Source organism: Pseudoteredinibacter isoporae, assembly GCF_040372805.1.
GTDB lineage: Bacteria > Pseudomonadota > Gammaproteobacteria > Pseudomonadales > Cellvibrionaceae > Pseudoteredinibacter > Pseudoteredinibacter isoporae_A.
This window is the reverse complement of the sequence record NZ_BAABWJ010000002.1, coordinates 186,885-206,277: the sequence shown is the minus strand read 5'-3', so window position 1 is coordinate 206,277 and position 19,393 is coordinate 186,885. Positions and strand designations below refer to the sequence as shown.

The 19,393-nt window shown below is 51.2% G+C and carries 18 protein-coding genes and 1 riboswitch; of the genes, 8 read left to right on the top strand and 10 right to left on the bottom strand.

Annotated elements, in window-relative coordinates; genetic code table 11:
* Nucleotides 1-44: 44 nt before the first annotated feature.
* Nucleotides 45-503, bottom strand: coding sequence for a MaoC family dehydratase (locus ABWW03_RS07290; protein WP_353407372.1), 459 nt, complete (start codon nt 501-503; stop codon nt 45-47).
* Between the two features lie 207 nt (nt 504-710).
* Here ABWW03_RS07290 and ABWW03_RS07285 point away from each other — a divergent pair, with 207 nt between their 5' ends.
* Nucleotides 711-1,496: a TrmH family RNA methyltransferase gene (locus ABWW03_RS07285; protein WP_353407370.1), complete on the top strand. Its 786-nt coding sequence runs from the start codon at nt 711-713 to the stop codon at nt 1,494-1,496.
* Here ABWW03_RS07285 and ABWW03_RS07280 read toward each other — a convergent pair.
* Both ABWW03_RS07280 and ABWW03_RS07275 read right to left on the bottom strand, forming a co-directional pair.
* Nucleotides 1,493-2,698, bottom strand: a complete 1,206-nt coding sequence (locus tag ABWW03_RS07280; RefSeq protein ID WP_353407369.1) for an MFS transporter — start codon at nt 2,696-2,698, stop codon at nt 1,493-1,495. The genes ABWW03_RS07285 and ABWW03_RS07280 overlap by 4 nt on opposite strands.
* 34 nt (nt 2,699-2,732) lie before the next feature.
* Nucleotides 2,733-3,065: a hypothetical protein gene (locus ABWW03_RS07275; RefSeq protein ID WP_353407368.1), complete on the bottom strand. Its 333-nt coding sequence runs from the start codon at nt 3,063-3,065 to the stop codon at nt 2,733-2,735.
* A 235-nt stretch (nt 3,066-3,300) separates the two neighbouring features.
* A riboswitch (SAM-I-IV-variant riboswitch) is annotated at nt 3,301-3,430 on the bottom strand.
* A gap of 258 nt (nt 3,431-3,688) precedes the next feature.
* Here ABWW03_RS07275 and ABWW03_RS07270 point away from each other — a divergent pair.
* The 3 genes from ABWW03_RS07270 to ABWW03_RS07260 all read left to right on the top strand — a co-directional run bounded on the left by ABWW03_RS07270 (nt 3,689) and on the right by ABWW03_RS07260 (nt 6,796).
* Entirely contained in the window at nt 3,689-5,137 is a 1,449-nt protein-coding gene (locus ABWW03_RS07270; protein ID WP_353407367.1) for a pyridoxal phosphate-dependent decarboxylase family protein, read from the top strand.
* A gap of 154 nt (nt 5,138-5,291) precedes the next feature.
* A complete protein-coding gene (locus ABWW03_RS07265; protein ID WP_353407366.1) occupies nt 5,292-6,557 on the top strand; it encodes an MFS transporter in 1,266 nt (421 codons plus the stop codon).
* The gene (locus ABWW03_RS07260) at nt 6,557-6,796 is read left to right on the top strand and encodes an NF038104 family lipoprotein (RefSeq protein ID WP_353407364.1); all 240 of its coding nucleotides are present in this window, start codon (nt 6,557-6,559) and stop codon (nt 6,794-6,796) included. The genes ABWW03_RS07265 and ABWW03_RS07260 overlap by 1 nt, the downstream gene beginning before the upstream one ends.
* A 52-nt stretch (nt 6,797-6,848) precedes the next feature.
* On the opposite strand, the gene hutG is transcribed toward ABWW03_RS07260, so the two are convergent.
* Nucleotides 6,849-7,841 carry a formimidoylglutamase gene (hutG, locus tag ABWW03_RS07255; protein ID WP_353407361.1) on the bottom strand — a complete coding sequence of 331 codons (993 nt, stop codon included), beginning with the start codon at nt 7,839-7,841 and terminating at the stop codon, nt 6,849-6,851.
* Nucleotides 7,842-7,895: 54 nt separating this feature from the next.
* Nucleotides 7,896-9,152, bottom strand: a complete 1,257-nt coding sequence (gene hutI / locus ABWW03_RS07250) for an imidazolonepropionase (RefSeq protein ID WP_353407358.1) — start codon at nt 9,150-9,152, stop codon at nt 7,896-7,898.
* A 137-nt stretch (nt 9,153-9,289) separates the two neighbouring features.
* On the opposite strand from hutI, the gene hutC reads away from it, so the two are divergent.
* The 4 genes from hutC (at nt 9,290) to ABWW03_RS07230 (ending at nt 14,782) form a co-directional block, all read left to right on the top strand.
* Nucleotides 9,290-9,991, top strand: coding sequence for a histidine utilization repressor (gene hutC / locus ABWW03_RS07245; RefSeq protein ID WP_353407355.1), 702 nt, complete (start codon nt 9,290-9,292; stop codon nt 9,989-9,991).
* A gap of 149 nt (nt 9,992-10,140) precedes the next feature.
* A complete protein-coding gene (gene hutU / locus ABWW03_RS07240; protein ID WP_353407353.1) occupies nt 10,141-11,817 on the top strand; it encodes a urocanate hydratase in 1,677 nt (558 codons plus the stop codon).
* Between the two features lie 21 nt (nt 11,818-11,838).
* Nucleotides 11,839-13,368: a histidine ammonia-lyase gene (hutH, locus tag ABWW03_RS07235; RefSeq protein WP_353407351.1), complete on the top strand. Its 1,530-nt coding sequence runs from the start codon at nt 11,839-11,841 to the stop codon at nt 13,366-13,368.
* Nucleotides 13,369-13,678: 310 nt separating this feature from the next.
* Nucleotides 13,679-14,782 (top strand): glutathione S-transferase family protein, encoded by a 1,104-nt coding sequence (locus ABWW03_RS07230; RefSeq protein ID WP_353407348.1) that lies wholly within the window; start codon nt 13,679-13,681, stop codon nt 14,780-14,782.
* 20 nt (nt 14,783-14,802) lie between these two features.
* Here the strand turns inward: ABWW03_RS07230 and arfB are convergent, their stop codons facing one another.
* The 5 genes from arfB to dcd all read right to left on the bottom strand — a co-directional run bounded on the left by arfB (nt 14,803) and on the right by dcd (nt 19,297).
* Nucleotides 14,803-15,216, bottom strand: a complete 414-nt coding sequence (gene arfB / locus ABWW03_RS07225) for an alternative ribosome rescue aminoacyl-tRNA hydrolase ArfB (RefSeq protein WP_353407346.1) — start codon at nt 15,214-15,216, stop codon at nt 14,803-14,805.
* 51 nt (nt 15,217-15,267) lie between these two features.
* The gene (gene pyk / locus ABWW03_RS07220; RefSeq protein WP_353407344.1) at nt 15,268-16,722 is read right to left on the bottom strand and encodes a pyruvate kinase; all 1,455 of its coding nucleotides are present in this window, start codon (nt 16,720-16,722) and stop codon (nt 15,268-15,270) included.
* A gap of 129 nt (nt 16,723-16,851) precedes the next feature.
* Nucleotides 16,852-17,037: a hypothetical protein gene (locus tag ABWW03_RS07215; RefSeq protein WP_166846866.1), complete on the bottom strand. Its 186-nt coding sequence runs from the start codon at nt 17,035-17,037 to the stop codon at nt 16,852-16,854.
* 8 nt (nt 17,038-17,045) lie between these two features.
* Nucleotides 17,046-18,233: a M15 family metallopeptidase gene (locus ABWW03_RS07210; protein ID WP_353407343.1), complete on the bottom strand. Its 1,188-nt coding sequence runs from the start codon at nt 18,231-18,233 to the stop codon at nt 17,046-17,048.
* A 494-nt stretch (nt 18,234-18,727) separates the two neighbouring features.
* Nucleotides 18,728-19,297, bottom strand: a complete 570-nt coding sequence (gene dcd / locus ABWW03_RS07205) for a dCTP deaminase (protein WP_353407342.1) — start codon at nt 19,295-19,297, stop codon at nt 18,728-18,730.
* Between the last annotated feature and the right edge of the window lie 96 nt (nt 19,298-19,393).

Sequence of the window (19,393 nt, the reverse complement as noted above, 5' to 3'; positions counted from 1 at the left end):
TGCTCTTCCTCGTTCCAGCAATCGTCAAAACGTTTTTTCTGCCCTCAGGCAACAAATACCATGGCAATCCACTCAGCGATCAAAGCCGGCTTATCTTCGCCTTCAATCTCCACCGTGTATTCGGACTTAATCATAAATTGGCCGGGATGCTTCTCTTCAATGGATTGCAACTTGGCCACACCACGAATTCGGCTGTTCACCTTAACCGGCGCTAAGAAGCGCACTTTATCACAGCCATAGTTCACCCCCATCTGGGTACCTTCCATCACAAAACCACAGCTCTCGGCGAAATGGGAAAGCAAAGATAAACTCAAAAACCCGTGCGCAATAGTGGTGCCAAAGGGCGTCTGCTTGGCCTTCTCCGGATCAACATGAATGAACTGATGGTCCAACGTGCAATCGGCAAACACATTGATTTGCTCTTGGGTAATGGTGTGCCATGGGCTTGGCTCGGAAACCTGACCGATAACCGATTCGATATCTTCCCGTTTGATAATGTTCATATGAAATAGCCCCTTATAAATTTTATGAATGATGGCAATGGACAACAATAAATTATATGAAGGGCAAACATACCGACTTTTTTAAGTCGCTGCACCCCTGTTCAGGCCCAAAAACAAAAAATCATCGACCCGGGCCAAGAAACTGTCAGTTTTAGCCGCAATGCCGGTATACTGCGCCCTTTCTGAATCCGCACACCATTCGATGTTATGAGTCAAAACGACAGTCCTGAATACCTTGAACGCAAACGCTTCTTCGACAGTCTGCTTACTGTCTTCGGACGCAAGCCAGTGTTGGAAGCCTTGCAGGACACAAGCATCGACCTGCATCGATTGCATTTGGCAAAGACGAATCGCAGCGACGGCATCGTAGAAGAGATCATCCAACTTGCTGAAGCTCGAGGGGCGGAAATTGTTTATCACGATCGCCAAGGGCTGTCGCGAATTTCAAAGAATGCCAAACAGGACCAGGGCGTCGCGGCCGACTTAATTTGCCAGGCCTACGGCGACTATAAGGCGTTTTTACGAGCACCGAGTAAGCCTAATTACCAACTGCTCGCAGTGGACAGTATTACCAACCCACAAAATCTGGGCATGATTATTCGCTCGGTTTGCGCCGGTTTTGTGGACGGTTTGATTCTTCCGGAAAAAGGGTGCGCCAAACTGGATGCACTGGTTATTAAAGCCAGTACCGGCACCCTGTTCCGTACCCGTATTTTACGTTGCAAACAACTGCATCGCTGCCTGGAAGATTTTCGCCAACACGATCAACACCCTGCCGATGTGTACGGTCTGTCATCACACGCCAAGGCTCAATTGAAAGATGTGCCCAGCAATAAAGCCAATATCTTTGTCTTGGGGAATGAAACCCACGGTGTCAGTGAATTGGTCAGCGAACGCTGCAATAAAATGCTCGCCATCCCGATGAACAATCAGGTGGAATCATTAAATGTTGCCGTAACGGCCAGCTTGATTGCGTTTCGTGGTCAGATCTAGGAAACCGACTGATCAGGTTTTATGTCTTGATCAGTACCCTGTTCGACGCGCCATAGACTTTTCAGAAAATACGCCGACACAAATAATAAAACACTCGCCCCGGCTGAAATCTGTAATACGATTTGCAGGCCAAAATGTTCAGCACCATAACCTGCGGCAATTGCCCCCAATGGCGCCGAACCGAAAAGCGCGAGCTGGTAGATAGACAATAAACGTCCGCGCAGAGATTGCGGGGCCTGTGACTGCATCAAGCTGCGTCCCAGACTCGCCGACACGCCCGTCAACAAGCCCCAGAAAAACACCAGAATAAACAAACCTCTTAACAAGGGACCGGCGCTGATTGCCAACATAATCAGCGCCGCATAAAACACACAAAGATACAGCGCACGCCCTGGGCGCTGAACCTCCGCCCGGCGTATTAATCCCATGGTCGCGAGGATGGTGCCTAACACAAAGCTGAGTTGTAACCAGGCATAAAAATCCGCGCTGCGTTGATACACGTCTCGAACCAGGAGCGGCAGCACAACCACGAAAACACCAATATGCAAAAAGCCATTAAAGGCGACGAGAACCGTCAGGCTGCGGGTGATGTTATTGCGCCAGCAGTAGGATAAGCCATAGGACCAGGCAGCGAGTTCAAAACGCTTGGCTTTAACTTCACCGAGACTCAAACACAAACCCGCCGCCAACAGCAACGCCAATACTTGCAGGGCGAGCACAGGACCAATGCCAATTTGATCAATCTGCCCGGCCAGCAGCACGCCGCTGGCTTGAAGACTGTACTGAAAAAAACTTGCCCAGCTGACCGAACGCTGCACGGTCGTGTTGGAAACGTTAGCCAACAAGCGTTCTCGCAACGGTTGAATAAAAGCATTGATCGCTCCGATCACCATGCCATAAATGATGAGCGCCGGAAGCTGCAGGTTTTTGGCATGCAGCAAACCCAATAAAGAAAAATGGGCTAGCGCCAGGGCCGCATAAAGCCCCGCGAGGTATTTTACACTGGGATAACGATCGGCGAGTACGCCCCCAAGGAGCATCAATAATAAACTCGGCAATAAGACACTGGCCTGAACCCAACCCAGCTCCTGAGCCGAGGAATTCAGACTCAGAAGAGCCAACCAGGGCAGCAAAACCACCTGAACGCCATTGGCAAAGGAGGCACTGCCCACCACGCCCAAATAACGTTGCATAGTATTCATAGCCAGCAACCCAATCCGTATTGTCTCTGTTGTATTAAGCTGCGTTGCCCTGAGTGTCGTTCCGGCAGGGCGTTGGCAAGCTCAGTGCATTCACTTGCTGTTGGCATTGCTCCAGAGCCTCTTCCAAACATGGGTAATTGTGTTGCCAAAGGATTTCATTGCTCTGGGGATTATACGCGATCACCGCATAGATCGTCCCTTTACGTCCGGGAATTTTGCCGTCCGCCAGGTACAGATAAAGTGCGTCGTGAACCAGCACGCCTGCATTGAAACAGTTTTGACGATGGATATGTTGTGCACATCGTTGAGGGGATATCCCCAAAAAAGGGCTGTTGGGCCGAACCCAAAAATCGATTGCCTTGCTCATGGCTTGTCTCCTGATCTTACGCATTGCGGTGAGCCTCTTGGCTCGTTGAAGTTCTCTCACGGAGCTTCACATTCGCGTTTCAATGCGGTTATCGGAGTTACGTTTCAGATTGAACGTTTTGTTCAAACAGTCAGCCACAAAAAAGCCCTCAATGGTTGGGTGTTGTTAACACGTCCAGTGAGGGCTCGATATTCGATATGCCTGTAGCCTTGCTTTGTTGCTAGCGATTGCAGAACACATTTATCGTGTTTGCTTATCGGCTAGCCTCATCGCTGGGAACGCTCATGTGTCGTTCCTTCTCAGCAACCACCTTGCCCAAGTTGGCAGGTTGGCGATGGCGAAATGCCACTCTCTGGATGAAAGTGCGGCCATACTAACGATGACATCGATATTGGTCAAGGGATAAACAACGCTCGATTCAAAATTGCCTCTACATATGAGGCTGAATGTTCAGTGCGAGTCCCGCCAGACCGTAGTTCTCATTCCATGCGTCGCGACCATTGAGCGCGAAATTGCCCTACCCGCCAGTTGTCGAATACTCTGTCAGTCCCCATTGGCTTGTTTTATTACTCACCATATTGGTACGATAGTGCCAATATGGTGATACAGATGGATTGAATCAAATGACCCAAACAACTGCACTTCCCCTGCAAGGCCGTGATAGCGATGAACTGCTAGCGGAATTAAAAGCGCGCCAGAACAAAGACCTAAACTGGCGCGAGGGCCGCGTGTTTTCCTATGTTTACGATGCGGGGCCAGAGGCGATGGCCCTGCTCAAAGACGCGTTCAATATGTATCTGACTGAAAATGGTTTGGACCCAACCACCTTTCCCTCAGCGATGGAGCTTGAAAAAGACGTTCTTCGTATGGCCATCGAGTTAATGAACGGTGATGAGGAGGCCGAGGGAACCTTTACCAGCGGCGGTACAGAAAGCCTGCTTTTATCCGTAAAAACCGCTCGGGATTACGCTCGGGAGAACAAACCGGACATTACTCAACCTGAGCTGCTGCTGCCCGAAACCGCGCATGCCTCCTTTTTCAAAGCTTGCCATTACTTTGATGTGAAACCCGTAGTGGTTCCGGTTGATCCCATCAGCTTTACCGCCGACCCCACCGCAATGGCCAATGCCATTACCGCCAACACTATTATGATGGTAGCGTCGGCCCCCTCTTACGCGCACGGTGTCATTGATCCCATTCGTGCGCTGGGGGAAATTGCCTTGAAACATGAGCTGCTGTTCCATGTTGATTGCTGCGTTGGCGGAATGTATCTGCCCTTTGCCCATGAACTTGGTTTCGATACCGGAGAGTTTGACCTGTCGGTTCCCGGCGTCACCCAAATTTCCATGGATTTCCACAAACTGGGATACGCCGCCAAAGGCGCTTCGGCCATTCTGTACAAACACGGCCAACTCATGCGCCGCCATCAGTATTTCGCCTGGTCTGGTTGGAGCGGTTATTCAGTGATTAACCCAACGGTCATGTCCACCAAAAGCGCCGGTCCCGTCGCGGCCTGCTGGGCTATTATGAACAAACTGGGCAAACGGGGTTACCTTGATCTGGTTGCGAAAACCCAAGCGGCCTGCGACGAAATTCGTGGCGCTATTAGCGACATTCCCCAACTGACGCTGTTAGGCGATTCAAAAATGAATTTGTTGGCTTTCAGTTCGGACAAAATTGATGTCTTCAAACTCGCCGAGCAAATGAAAAAGCGAAACTGGTATATTCAACCCCAGTTTGCCTTTGGTGCGTCTCCCGCGAATATTCATTTGACCATCAGCCACGGGAATCTCCATGGTTTTCGTGAATTTCTTACGGACCTTCGCGCCTGCGTTCAAGAGCTGGACACCGAGGATGCTCAAGCCGCAATGGTCGAATTGCCCGAAGAAATTGCGGCGCTCTTTGACAACCCCAGCCCTCAATTATTCAGTGACTTAGCGGCCATGTTTGGTGGCGATGGTTCCGAGCCTCCCGAAAATATGGATGAGGTTAACAACCTGCTGAACGCCATGCCCCATCAAATTCGAGATCAACTGATCACAGAATTTGTAAACCGCATGTTTAGCACTTAACATATTGCAAAATAAAGACTAGCGTTAAAGCGTGTCCAAATGCCCGAATATGTTTCACGTTCACTTCGGGCATTTAAACAATCGCCAGTCAAACGTGTCGATATAAAACCTATAACAATAAATCCGGCGGGATTGCCGATTGAGATGCTGCATTATGCCTGCACCCCAGATTCCTCCCATAGATCATTGCAATACGCCGTCTGAACAGGCCTCCCACTCTGGGCGCTGGCGAATTCCTCTGGTTCTGATGATCACCATGTACATCGGTTATCTCGACCGGATGAACATCAGCCTGGCTCTGCCTCTGATTGCCGAGGAAATGCAATGGAGTCTGAGTGACAAGCAGTATTATGGCGGCTTGCTGATGAGCTGTTTTTATATGGCTTATGGTCTCGCCAATTTATTTCTCACGCCTTTAGCCGCCAGGCTAGGTCCGCGTCGAAGCTTGTTAATCATCATCGTACTATGGTCTATTTTTACGTCTCTTGGTGCGGTGTTCAGTCATATTTTATTGCTGTTTATTGCCAGTCGAATTCTACTGGGTTTATCTGAAGGTACTCATGTGCCCATGATGAACCAGCTCACTAAAAACTGGTTTGAGGATCGCGAACGCAGTCGCGCAACCGGCATCTGGATGGCCGGCTTGTTTATGGCCATTCTCACTGGCCCACTTTTGCTGGTGCCCGTCATGCACCATTTGGGCTGGCGCAGTGGTTTTCACTTGCTGGCGATTGCCGGTCTGGTTCTGAGTTTGCCCTTGGTTTATTTCATGGTGAAAGACCACCCGCCAGAGGCATCCGATCAACACGCCTTTGAAAACAACAGCGCCCAACAACGCAGCGCCTTGTGGCAAGTTCTGCGCAGCCCGGCTTATATCGCGGCCCAGTGCATGGGAATCTTTAATAATATGCTGGCCGTGGGTATCAGCAACTGGACCCCCTCTTATCTCGCCAGCCGCCCGGATGTTGAATACTCTGATCTGGCCTACCTGAACACCATTCCTTATTTATTTTCCTTGATTGCACTCGCCTTTTTTACCTGGCTGGGCGACAAAACCAGTCGTCGCTCGCGCAATGCGGCCATTTGCTTTTTCCTGGGAGGCCTAACCCTGTTTCTGTCGTTCAATCAGGCTTCCCTGTTTGTCACAATGATGGGCTTTACCCTGGGAGTGTGTTGCATCACCGCGTTCACCGCCTGTGAACACCCCATTGTGCAAACCCTCTTTCCTCCACATTTGGTTGCTCAGGGCTCGGGGATTTTCAATGGTACGGCGATGATACTCGGTGGCGGTTTGGGCACCTTTTTGATTGGCCAATTGATGGCCGACAGCAACAGCCAAGTCAATATCTGGCCATTGTTTTTCCTCTGCATTGCTGCCAGTATAAGCGGCATGTTCCTGCACAGATTTACGCGTTTTTGATGATACTCACGCCTTCACGATTGTTCCTGCTCGCTTTATTCCTTTCCAATATTTCTTTGATGCAAGGCTGTACCGTAGTCGCCATCGCCGATGCGGCGGCGTCCACCGTTATCGGGGTCGGTAAAGTCGCGGTTAAAGGCACCGTCGCGGTAGTTGATGCTGCCATTCCCGATGGCGATGATGAAGATGACGACGATCAAGAGGAGGAAGAAGAGAACGCTGAGGAACAAAGCGACTAAAAATCACAAAAGAGAATTTGCGAGCCAGCTGCACATTCTCTTTCTGCGGGATTTACTCCACACAAGCCTGAATCAAGCGAGCCGCTAATTTGGCGGTACGGCCATCAATATCAAAGCTTGGATTCAGCTCCGCGATATCTATCAGATACAAAGGCACAGATAATTCATCACACATCTGGCGCAACTGGTGGATGATACGCAGCACAACATTGGGTGACAGGCCCAGTGCAGAAGGCGCACTGACACCGGGCGCAAACGGCGCCGAAATAGCATCCAGGCAAATCGTTAAATACAAACCGGATTTGTCGCTCAGAAAATCTCGCAAGGCCAGATCAATGGCCGGCAAATCCAATTCAGTGCAATCAAGGTCAGCTCGCCAATACACATCTTTGTCTGCAGCAAAATCAAACAAGGCGCGGGTATTCGCACTCGGGTTTACACCGAGACAAGCGTAATTCACTTCCCAGCCATGGGCTTCGCGATGCTCGGCAATTTGCCGGAACGGGGTACCGGATGAACCTTGATCCGCCGGTTTACGCAAATCCAAATGAGCATCAATATTCAACACGGCCAAATCGGCCACGTCTTTGCCCTGCTGACGCAAAGCCGCTTCGAGCCCACTGTAACTGGCCCAAGCGATTTCATGCCCGCCCCCTAATCCAATAGGGAGCCCGCCCTTTTGCACAATGTGAGCCAAGCGCTGGGCATAAGCCAACTGGGCCGCTTCCATATCACCAGACACACAAGTCACCGTGCCCGCATCATAAAGACGGTCGTGAAGCTCTGCACCGAGGTAAGTAATAGGTTGCCAGCTTAGTCCTGCCAGGGCACGACGCAAAGCATCGGGACCCTCAGCAGCACCAGCACGCCCCTTGTTGCGACGTACCCCTTCGTCACAGGCAAAACCCAAGACCACAGGTGCCTGTTGCAAATCTTCTGCATTGTCCTCATAGGCTTTGATCACTTGATGCCAGCGCGGAGCGGGACGATCTTCCTCCGAATCCACTCGTCCCTGCCATAAATCAGCTTGAAAAGGCGTGTACATTGAGTACCTCTTAAATGGTTATTCTCGCGGTTAAATATTTTAATGACGCCAAAGCTACACCCAAACGCCGTTTCGCAATATCGCTGACGGTTTGACCAGGTTGAAGCCATAACTGAGTTCGCTCGGATGGCTAATGTTCCACATGACCAAATCCGCATCAAACCCCTCACGCAATATTCCTTTTTGTTCTCCCAGGCCAAGTGCCTGAGCGGCGTATTGGCTCACCCCCCGCAGGCTTTCTTCCGGTGTTAAACCAAACAATACACAGGCCTGATTCATAGCCAAGCGCAGAGATGCCAAGGGGGATGTGCCTGGATTTAAGTCTGTCGCCACCGCCATGGGAACTGCGGCTTCACGCAAGGCCTGAATCGGGGGCATTTGTGTTTCTTTTAAGGAGTAGAATGCGCCGGGCAATAGCACCGCCACAGTACCCGATGATGTCAAGTGGGGCACATCTTCGGCCTGCAGATATTCGATATGATCGACAGACCAACCGTTGAATTCGGCCACCAGCTTTGCCCCACCCAGATCACTCAATTGCTCTACATGGCCTTTTACCGGCAAGCTATGGGCTTGGGCACTTTCAAATACCCGGCGGCATTGTTCGGGTGAAAAGCCCACCCCTTCACAAAATACATCCACGCAATCGGCTAAGCCCTCTCGGGCAGCGGCGGGAATAATCTCCTGACAAACCAGATCAATATAGGCATCACTCTCGCCATTGAATTCCGGTGGCAAAGCATGGGCTGCCAGTAAGGTGGTACTGATATGTACAGGAAATACTTTGGCCAGTTGTTTGGCGATTCGCAAGACTCTAAGCTCGTGCTCGAGACTCAAGCCATAGCCAGACTTCACCTCAACGGTGGTGACACCTTCTTCGAGCAACGCTTGCAGGCGTTCGGCCGCCGCTTGATAGAGCACTTCATCGCTGGCTTCACGGGTGGCCTTCACCGTACTGGCAATGCCTCCACCGGCCTGGGCAATTTCCTGGTAACTGCGCCCCTGCAAACGCCATTCAAATTCCTCAGCGCGGTTCCCCCCCCAAATCAGGTGGTTGTGGCAATCGACCAAACCTGGACTGATGAACTGTCCTTGCCCATCGACGGTCACTTCGGCTTCCGGTGCCTGCGATTGCCCCAAGCTGTGAATCTTGCCCTCGTGAAGACTCACCCAGGCATTCTCCAGCACGCCGTAAGCGCCTTCACGCTCCGGGTCCAGGGTAATCAAATGAACGTTTTCAATCAGCTGTTCCAGCATATTTCGGCCTTTTACGGTCACCGGCCTCACGGCCAGCGGAAAGATTATTGACATTATGTCTTGCCAGCATTGACAAGTTAATGGCATTCTAGTTGTATATACAACCATAGACAAGCTAATACTAAACAATGCTTAGCGCATTTGAACCTTCAAAATGAAGCACTCAGCGCGCCGGCGCAGGACACAGGCACATGGCAACACCGCGGTTTGAAACCATCAAGGCACACATCGAGACACGCATTAATCAAGGTGATCTGCGCCCAGGGGACCGTGTTCCTTCGGAGAACCAGCTCTGCGAGCAGTTTGAGGTCAGCCGCATGACCGCACGCCGAGCTCTGCAAGCGTTGACCGAAGCTGGTCTGCTGGTGCGCACACCGGGTCTCGGCAGCTTCGTCGCCGAACAGCGCCCGATCGCCTCCATGATGGAAGTTCGTAATATTGCCGATGAAGTTCAACAGCGGGGCCATCGTTACCGGGCAGAAATTCTGACAATGGAAAGCTGTGAAGCGGATGAACAACATGCCTGGCTGTTGAATGTACCCCCAGGGAGCAAGCTGTTCCACAGCGTGATTGTGCATTTTGAAGATGATATCCCCTTGCAGTGGGAAGACCGCCTGGTCAATCCCGCCATGGCTCCCAAGTATTTGCAGCAGGATTTCAGCCAGAGCACGCCCAACGCCTACCTCAGCCAGGTTGCGCCGCTCACCGAAGCCAGCCACAAAATTGAAGCCGTATTGGTCGACGCACAAATCGCCTCAGCACTGGATATCGATCTGACAGCCCCCTGCTTGAAGGTCAGCCGTCGAACCTGGTCGGCCAACGGCGTGGTCAGTCTGGCGAGCTTGATTCATCCCGGTGATCGCTATTGCCTGGGCGGCCACGTTAAACAGTAAACGATTTCTCTTTGCTCCTGCGGTAGCTGACCCACCGCTCCTTAACACAACCGAAAGACACAAGAAAAGATACAACACACAAACACACAGCGGGCCACGCGCCCGAGTACATTTGGCCCATGATGGCCAAGCCGAACTATAGGTGATTTATGAACACTGACTCTCGCCACGATCCCAAGCGGGTAATTAAAGCCGCAACCGGCACTGACAAAACCGCGAAAAGCTGGTTAACCGAAGCTGCACTGCGCATGTTGATGAATAACCTCGACCCGGAAGTGGCCGAGCACCCTGCCAATTTGGTGGTCTATGGCGGTATCGGTCGCGCCGCCCGTGACTGGGCCTGCTACGACAAAATTGTTGAGGTGTTGACCAATCTGGAAGATGACGAGTCTCTACTGGTACAAAGCGGTAAACCTGTGGGAGTTTTTAAAACCCACGCCGACGCTCCCCGTGTTTTGATCGCCAATTCCAACCTGGTTCCTCATTGGGGCAACTGGGAACACTTTAATGAGTTGGATAAAAAAGGGCTGATGATGTACGGCCAGATGACCGCCGGTTCTTGGATCTACATCGGCTCTCAGGGCATTGTCCAAGGCACTTACGAAACTTTCGGTGCCGTGGCCCGCCAGCATTTCAATGGTGACGCCAGCGGTAAATGGGTATTGACCGGCGGCTTGGGCGGAATGGGTGGCGCTCAACCTCTGGCCGCCACCATGGCCGGCTTCTCCATGATTGCAGTTGAATGTGACGAAAGCCGAATTGACTTCCGTTTGTCTAACCGTTATCTCGACAAAAAAGCGAGCACACTCGACGAAGCCTTGGCGATGATCGAAGACGCCAAACAAGCCGGTGAAGCAATCTCCGTTGGCTTGCTGGGCAATGCCGCCGATATATTCCCGGAACTGGTCGAGCGCAACATCACTCCCGATGTGGTCACCGACCAAACCAGCGCACATGACCCCCTCAACGGTTACCTGCCTCAGAATTGGAGCATGGCAAAAGCCGCTGAAATGCGCAAACAGGATGAAGCAGCGGTTGTGCAAGCGGCCAAGGAATCTATGGCCGTTCAGGTGCAAGCCATGTTGAGCTTGCAAGCGCGCGGCGCGGCAACTCTGGATTATGGCAACAACATTCGTCAAATGGCGAAAGAAGTCGGCGTTGAAAACGCGTTTGATTTCCCAGGCTTTGTACCCGCTTACATTCGCCCATTGTTCTGCGAAGGCATTGGACCTTTCCGTTGGGCAGCCTTGAGTGGTGACCCTGAGGATATTTATAAAACCGATGCGAAAGTCAAAGAGCTGATTCCCGACGATACCCATTTGCACAATTGGTTGGATATGGCGCGAGAGCGTATTGAGTTCCAAGGTCTTCCTGCTCGTATTTGCTGGGTTGGTCTGAAAGATCGCGCACGTTTGGCCAAAGCCTTTAACGACATGGTGAAAAACGGCGAGCTGAAAGCCCCCATCGTCATCGGCCGTGATCACTTGGATTCCGGTTCTGTGGCCTCTCCTAACCGCGAAACCGAAAGCATGAAAGACGGTTCCGATGCCGTATCGGATTGGCCGCTGCTGAATGCATTGCTGAGCACGGCCGGTGGCGCAACCTGGGTGAGTTTGCATCATGGTGGCGGTGTGGGTATGGGCTTCAGCCAGCATGCGGGTGTAGTGATTGTCGCCGACGGAACCGATGCAGCAGAACAACGTCTTGGCCGCGTTTTGTGGAATGACCCAGCCACTGGTGTGATGCGCCATGCCGATGCAGGTTACGACATCGCTATTAACTGCGCCAAAGAAAATGGCCTGAATCTTCCCATGCTGGACCAATAAGGACTGAGGTAGGAAACGAACATGCAAGAATTACGTATCGTACCGGGTCAACTGAATTTGACCCAATTGAAACAACTGGATCTGGCACCGCACAATATCGTGCTGGACCCCAGCTGTTTTGCAGACATCGAAAAGTCTGCTGCCACGGTTGCCAAAGTGATTGAAGAAGATCGCGTGGTTTATGGCATCAACACTGGCTTTGGCTTACTCGCGAACACGCGCATCGATGCCTCGGAACTGGAAGTACTGCAAAAAAGTATAGTCCTGTCCCACGCCGCTGGCATCGGTGCCTTCATGAGCGAAGCCACCGTTCGCTTATTGATGGTGTTAAAAATTAATTCTCTGGCGCGCGGTTTTTCCGGTATCCGCCTGGAGGTTATTCAAGCGCTGGTCACTTTATTGAACAAGGAAATTTATCCTTGCATTCCTGTCAAAGGGTCCGTGGGTGCCAGCGGTGACCTGGCTCCTCTCGCTCACATGAGCTGTGTCTTGTTAGGCGAAGGGGAGGCTCTGTATCAGGGCCAGGTGATTTCATCGAAAGTTGCACTGGAACTCGCCGGGCTCGATCCTCTGGTACTGGCTCCGAAGGAAGGTCTGGCGCTCTTGAATGGCACCCAGGCTTCTACCGCATTGGCTCTGCAAGGTTTGTTTGCCGCAGAAAACATGTTGGCTGCCGGCACCGTAATTGGCGCCTTGTGCGTCGATGCCGCACAGGGTTCACGCAAACCTTTTGACCACCGCATTCACGCGGTGCGTGGTCATCAAACCCAGATTGACATGGCCAGCGCCTACCGCGCTCTGCTGGATCATTCCGAAATCGAAGAGAGCCATGAGAACTGTGAGAAAGTTCAGGACCCGTACTCGCTGCGCTGTCAGCCCCAGGTTATGGGCGCCTGCCTGCAGCAGATTCGCAATGCGGCCGATACTATCCTGACGGAATGCAATGCGGTTTCAGATAACCCTCTGGTGTTCCAAGCCGATGATGAGATTATTTCAGGCGGCAATTTCCATGCAGAACCCATTGCTATGGCTGCCGACAATCTGGCGATCGCCATTGCGGAAATCGGTGCCCTGTCAGAACGTCGTATGGCCTTGCTGATTGATTCCAAGCTGAGCGGTCTGCCACCGTTTTTGGTCAACAATGGCGGCGTCAACTCCGGCTTCATGATTGCGCAAGTTACCTCTGCCGCCTTGGCCAGTGAAAACAAAACACTGGCTCACCCCGCTTCTGTGGACAGCCTGCCAACCTCCGCCAACCAGGAAGATCATGTTTCCATGGCGACATTTGCTGCACGCCGATTGCAGGACATGGCCGAGAACTGTGGCGGCATTCTGGCTGTCGAGTTTCTCGCCGCTTGCCAGGGCCTGGACTTCCGCTCGCCATTGAAAAGCTCCAAAACACTGGAACAAGCCAAGACCGAGTTGCGTGCCTTGGTGCCCTTCTACGACAAAGATCGCTATTTCGCTCCGGATATCGAACACGCTGCCGAGCTGATCGATTCCGGCAAACTGCTGAACTTCGTCGATCCCAATATTCGAATTAGCGTGTAATACGCAACCCTGCCGAGTGCCAGGCCGCAAGGCCTGGCTATTTTTAGCACTGCAGTTTCCCCGACCTCACTGCCAATTGTTTCGCAAATTGTTCTCCAGGTTTTAAGTTACTACTCTACGTGATCTGCGCACCGCTCTCTTCTTGTTATTCATTGCGGGAAGTGTCGCTCGAGCACCGTCGGCAACAGCGCAATTCGTTACTTTTTACCCAGCTCTGGGCAACTTTGGCCATCGGAAATGCCCCACACAGGCCCTATAATGGCCGTCATCACACTCTAGAAAAGCAATAATATCGCCCTGGATCTTCAAAATGACTCAACACTACACTCTGTACGGCTCTCCAGCGTCTCTGTATACCGGCAAGGTACGTGCCTACCTAAACTACAAAGGCATTCCTTATCAGGAAGAAATTTCGTCAATGAAGGTGTACAAAAAAATTATTCTTCCCAACACCGGAGTGGGAATGATTCCGGTAGTGAAAACACCCCAGGACGAGTATTGGCAAGACAGCAGCCTGATTCTGGATCATTTTGAGGAGCGCTTTCCGGATAAGACCATTCTTCCCTCCAGCCCGAAACAGAAAATGGTCGCATTACTTTTCGAACTGTATGGCGATGAATGGTTGAGATTGCCGGCCATGCATTACCGCTGGAATTTCCCTGAAGACAATCTTGAATTCATTAAAGGGCAATTCGGTTCCAGTGTCGCCCCCGGCTGGCCCAAATTTATTCAGCGTTGGCTGGGTAAAAAAGTGGTCGATAAGTTTTCCGGTTACGTTTCCCCCCTCGGCATTACCGAGAAGAGCATACCTGCAATTGAAGCTTGGTATGAAGAATTCCTGGCCCAATTGAATACACTGTTCAGCCAGCAGGACTTTCTGCTTGGCAGTCGCCCGAGCATTGGTGATTTTGGTCTCATGGGCCCGTTGTACGCACACCTGTATCGCGACCCCTACCCAGGAAAGCTGATGCGCGAGAAAGCACCCAAGGTAGCCGAATGGGTAGAGCGCATGAATCGCTCTGCGGATATTCAGGGCGAATTTCTGAGCAATGATGATGTGCCGGAAATACTTGAATCCATTCTCAGTCGATTATTCAAAGAATTCTGGCCATCACTGCTGCGCAGCAGCCAGAACCTCAGTGATTGGGCGAGCGACAAATCGACCGGTGCAGCGGTTCCACGCATGTTAGGGATGCAAGACTTTACCATTGGCAACGTCAGCGAGCAGCAAATGAGCCTGACATACGGCCAGTGGATGTTGCAACGCGTGCTGGGACACTATCAGGCCTTGAGCAACATTGAGCAGCAGGAGACGGGACGCTATCTGGCCCAATTTAATGGTGGCGAAAACCCGTTGGATATCACCATTAGCCAACCGGTTGAATTTAATCATTACCGTTTGGTATTGTCCTGACAAGCCTGGCCGACGGAAAATTAGAACTGTGGTTTTGCGCGGTTAGCTTTGACTTGTCCGCGCTTATTCTTACTGTCGAGGCGTCTCGCCTTTGCCGCCCGGCTGGGTTGGGTGGCTCGGCGTTTTTTCTGCGTGTAAGCCACTGAACGAATTAAACTCTGTAAACGCTCAAGCGCCGCGGCGCGATTCTTATCCTGACTTCGATACTCTTGTGCCTTGATGACAATAATGCCTTCTTTGCTGATACGTTGATCTTGCAATTTAAGCAAACGATCGCGATAAAACTCAGGCAGACTGGATTTATGGATATCAAAGCGGAGGTGGATGGCAGAGGACACTTTATTGACATTTTGCCCCCCGCTGCCCTGACTGCGAATGGCTTTTAGCTCAATCTCTTCATCCGCCAGAAAGACATTATTGGAAATTTTCAACATGGCGCCTACTGAATCTCCCAGCGGGCGCCCGTTGTGATCAAGACAGGCAAACTAGGCAATTGCATCGCCAACACGAACGATCTTCATGGTGTTGGTTCCACCGTGCACGTTGATGTAATCACCTTTCGACAGGATCACCAAATCACCTAATTCAACAACACCACGGCGGTGCAATTCGTTTACCACACTTTGATTCATTTCATCCGGTGGAACAATCAAAGTATTAAACGTCACTGGCACCACACCGCGAAACATCGCCATGCGATTTTCAGCGTCCTGCTGGGCGGTAAACGCAAAGATCGGCAGACTGGAACTGATACGAGACATCCACAATGGTGTTTTACCCGTTTCAGTCAAACTGATAATGGCTTTCACCCCTTCAAGATGGTTAGCGGTATACATTACGGCCATGGCGATTGATTCGTCGACGGCATCAAACTGTTGATGCAAACGGTGATGAGACTGTTGAATTTCAGGACTGCGCTCCGCACCAATGATGATCCGCGCCATCGCCTCGACAGTCTCAACCGGGAACTGCCCCGCCGCCGTTTCCCCTGACAGCATTACCGCATCGGTACCATCCAATACAGCATTCGCCACATCAAACACTTCAGCGCGAGTGGGCAGCTGGCTGTCGATCATGGATTCCATCATTTGAGTCGCGGTAATGACCAAGCGATTCTGCTTACGAGTACGGCTGATCAAGTCTTTTTGCACCCCGATCAATTCAGCATCACCGATCTCCACCCCCAAATCGCCACGGGCGACCATGACACACTCGGAAGCCTGAATAATCCCGTCAAGCACATCTTTGTCAGAAACCGCTTCCGCGCGTTCAACCTTGGCCACCAGACTGGCTTCACCACCGGCCTCTTTCATCAGACGACGAGCCAAATTCATATCATCGGCACTGCGAACAAAAGACACAGCCAGATAATCCACTTTGATCTCAACTGCCAACTTGATGTCCGCACGATCTTTTTCTGTCAAAGCTTCCGCTGATAAGCCGCCACCTTCACGATTGATGCCTTTGTTATTGGACAGCTTGCCCGCAACAACGGTTTTGGTTTCAATTCGATTGCCTTCCACGCCCGTCACTTCCAACACCACACGGCCGTCGTCCAACAACAAACGATCCCCTGCGGAAACGTCTTTCGGCAAATCCGAATAATCGATACCCACTTCATTCTGGTTGCCGGCGTCGCGATCAAGACTGGAATCGAGCGCAAATGCATCACCTAAGGCCAACTCGATTGGACCATCATTAAAACGGGCTATACGAATTTTAGGGCCCTGAAGATCACCTAGAATAGCGACGGTGCGATGCAACCTGCGAGCAATTTTACGCACCTGTTGTGCACGCAGACGATGGTCGTCATGACTGCCGTGGGAGAAATTCATCCGCACCACATTGACACCAGCCTTGATAATTCGCTCCAGAACGCCAGGGGCGTCGGTAGATGGGCCAAGGGTGGCAACGATTTTGGTACGGCGGATGGTGCTCACAGAAAACTCCCTAAATAGGTCAATGGGTTTTGGTTCAATAGGACACTATACCAGCTTTAAATGACAGTGATATAAACGGTGCCCTGAGGACAGGGTGAAATAGCCAGCTTCAGACGGTATTTGAGAAAGCTAGTGGGCCTCAACCTTTTCGGCACCACAGCGCTCACAGCGATAGCGGGTAACCAATTTACCCTGCTTCACATCGAATTGCTTGGCTGAACAGATTTTCCATTTATGGAAGCCGCTGCGACAAAGACTTTTACCTTTGTGTTTTTCTGCAGCGGTTTTGCGTTTAAACGGTAGGACGTCGCCCATGTTATGCGTTATACAACCTTGATGTGCCAAGGCTCATAGCGCACGCCCAGACGGTTGTCAGAGGTGTAGCGAATTTGCACATAACCCAGATCTTCCATTTTTTTGAATTCACGGGTTTCGGCAAATTGATCAGTAAAGTTTTTCGCCCCCCAACCAATACGGCCCACATCGAAATCACCAATACCATGGAAGGAGTGCCCCGGTGGCGCCAGGGAACGGGAGGCTTTGGACAAATTAAACTCAGACTCGGCCGCCTTGTTCAGGAACAGCATCATTTGTTTCACATTACTGCGAATACCCGAAGTCAGAATGATATTCTGACCCACATCATTCTTCAGCTTGTTGTAATAATTCAGAGAATCTCCTGCAAACAGGTAATGGCCGGAATAAGGCACTTTGACAATGTCTTTTTTCGCGATGCGATCCGTCAAGCTGCCTGAAACCTTCTCACCAAAGAAACCATATTCACTGGCCTGGGTTTCAAAAACCATCTCCATAAAGGCCAATTCTTCGTCCGTAAAACGGCCAATTTTGCTGTACTTTTTACTGAAGCGAATAGCCTCATCAAAACCCAGAACATTGAAATTGCCATGCCCGACAATTTTTTGAACTCGTCCCAAGCGCAGTGCAACAGACAGTAGAATACGGCGTTGCTCGGCAGGCAAAAACACGTCGTCGTGGAAATCGTTTTCAAACAGACGAACTTTTTCCAGGTTTACGCCCTGCTCTTGAGCATTAGGGTCTAATACAATGATTTGCTCACGATCCTGACGAACCTGGGCTTGTACCGCTTGCTCACCAGAGGCGGCCTCAGGCGAGACTTCCAATTCAGGGCTGACGACCTGCTCGGCTTTGTCACGAATCACAGTCCCGGTCAGGGACTGACCACCCAAAGGCTCACCATCGATCGGTGCACCCGTAGCGGTATTTGGGGAAATCTGTTTACTCAACTGCGTCTGTGGGGAAAGTTGGTCTGCCGGATGGGGCATAACGAATTCAGCATCGCTCGGGGGGTCCAGAGGGATGGGGTCAATATCACCAAGTTGGGCCTGTGACGGCAAATCATCCACCGCCTCATCGGTCAGCGATTGCCACAAATAAGAGCCTGTACCCGTCACACCTGCGCCGGCTACAAAACCCAGCAATAAATCCCGTCGTTTCACTTTCAAATCCCCGAAAAACTGCTCACTCAACATCACAAGCACTGGGCTGAATCTCAGCCCTAACCCAAAACGTTGATCTTATTCTTCTCAACTCGCGGCCCAAGGGTCGCCTTCATCCTGGGTAAGGTGCTTTTTAGCGGCGGGATATTCATCCCGACTGCGATCTCACCAGTTATTCACCAGCCTTATTGTAGCTCGCGAACATTAATACTGTCCGAACGCGTTATCATTTTCTGAACGCCAACATACGGGCGCCTCCGATTTACCGGCACCCAACAACAATCATAGTAGAGGGATAGGAAAATCGTCCAGTATTTGACTGTATCCAATACGAATAAAGTACAAATAATATCAACAGTCGTCGCTAACTATATGATGAACAAGCAGTTTTGTGTAGGACTGTATAGTTTTAAAGGAACGGGAAAGGCGGGATTTATGGAATAAAAGCGAGGATTTTCGCGGATACACCCACCTTTCGGACGAAAGATGGGTGATTTATAAACAGATGAAGCCTCTGACCAGCGCAATCAGGTACGCGGTAACGTCACACCACGCTGGCCTTGATATTTACCACCGCGATCGCGATACGACGTTTCACAAACCTCGTCGGATTCGAAAAACAGCATTTGAGCCACGCCTTCATTCGCGTAGATCTTCGCAGGCAGTGGTGTGGTATTGGAAAATTCCAAGGTGACATGCCCTTCCCACTCAGGCTCCAATGGCGTCACATTCACAATGATGCCACAACGCGCATAAGTGGATTTGCCCAAGCACACGGTTAAGACATTACGAGGAATGCGGAAATATTCCACGGTACGCGCCAAGGCAAAAGAGTTTGGCGGAATGACACAAACATCGCTTTTGATATCCACAAAGCTGTTTTCGTCGAAGTTCTTGGGATCAACAATGGTGGAATGCACATTCGTGAAGATTTTAAACTCATCCGCACAACGCACATCGTAGCCGTAGCTGGAAGTACCATAGGAAACCAGACGCTGCCCTTGACTGTTATAACGCACCTGTTCGCGCTCAAACGGTTCGATCATGCCGTGCTCTTCAGCCATACGGCACATCCATTTGTCAGACTTGATGGACATATACTGCCTCTTTCCTATTTTCTGTTAACGTTCAACACCCCAGCACCCACTGGGTGAAAAGTGGGCCGAATCATATAGTGTTTTAGGCACGGGGAA